Genomic DNA, 1,146 nt, shown 5'->3' with positions numbered 1-1,146 from the left:
CCGGCAGGGCGCAGCGGCCCGCAACGGCGGGACCGACGGCCTGTGCGCGACCCGTCCCTCGGCCCTGGGCGCGCGCCGCGCGACGTCGAAGCATGAGTCCGACGTGCGGTGACGACGTGCGCTGACGGAGGAGCAACCATGAGGGTCAAGGTCGGCATCAACGGCATGGGGCGGATCGGCCGGGCGGTGCTGCGCGGCATCGTCGAGCGCAAGGAGCCCGGGTTCGAGGTCATCGCGGTCAACGACCTGGCCCCGACCGCGACGATCGCGCACCTGCTGCGCTACGACTCGACGTTCGGCAAGTGGGCCGAGCGCGTCGAGGTCTCCGGCGACTACCTCGGCATCCGCGACCGCTCGATCTACGCCACCCAGGAGGCCGACCCCGCCCGGATCCCCTGGGCGATGCTCGGCGTCGACATCGTCATCGAGGCCACCGGCCGGTTCCGCACCCGCGACGCCGTCGGGGCCCACCTGCGGGCCGGGGCGCGCAAGGTGCTCACCACCGCCCCCGCCGCGCACGACGCCACCATCGTGATGGGCCTCAACGAGGACATCTACCGGCCCGGCGAGCACCACCTCGTCTCGGCGGCCTCCTGCACCACCAACTGCGCCGCCCCGATGGCGCACGTGCTGCACCACGCCTTCGGCATCGAACAGGGCCTGCTGACCACGATCCACAGCTACACCGGCGACCAGAACCTCGTCGACGGCCCGCACGAGGACCTGCGCCGGGCCCGCTCCGCCGCGGTCAACATGATCCCCACCAGCACCGGGGCGGCCCGGGCCATCGGCGAGGTCCTGCCCGAGCTGTCCGGCAAGCTCGACGGCGTCGCCGTGCGGGTGCCCGTCATCGACGCATCCCTGGTCGACCTCACCGTCAGGCTGACCGAGAAGGCCACCGCCGCGCAGATCAACTCCGCGTTCACCCGGGCGGCCGACACCACGCTCAAGGGCATCCTGCGGACCACCACCGACCCGGTCGTGTCCTGCGACATCATCGGCGAGACCGCCTCCTGCGTGGTCGACCTCGGCCTGACCCGCGTCCTCGGCGACACCGCCAAGGTCTTCGGCTGGTACGACAACGAGTGGGGCTACGCCCAGCGCGTCGTCGACCTGCTGGACCTGATGGCCCGCACGCTGCCCGAC

Annotated in this window: 1 protein-coding gene; it reads left to right on the top strand. The window is 72.3% G+C overall.

Annotated features, from left to right (window positions below):
- Positions 1-138 precede the first annotated feature (138 nt).
- Positions 139-1,146: type I glyceraldehyde-3-phosphate dehydrogenase (gene gap / locus KIK08_RS39125; RefSeq protein ID WP_214408345.1), on the top strand; the 1,008-nt coding region annotated here is incomplete at its 3' end.

Source organism: Pseudonocardia lacus (assembly GCF_018531445.1).
Taxonomy (GTDB): domain Bacteria; phylum Actinomycetota; class Actinomycetes; order Mycobacteriales; family Pseudonocardiaceae; genus Pseudonocardia; species Pseudonocardia lacus.
The sequence above is the reverse complement of the archived record's forward strand: the minus strand, read 5'-3'. Positions and strand labels throughout refer to the sequence as shown.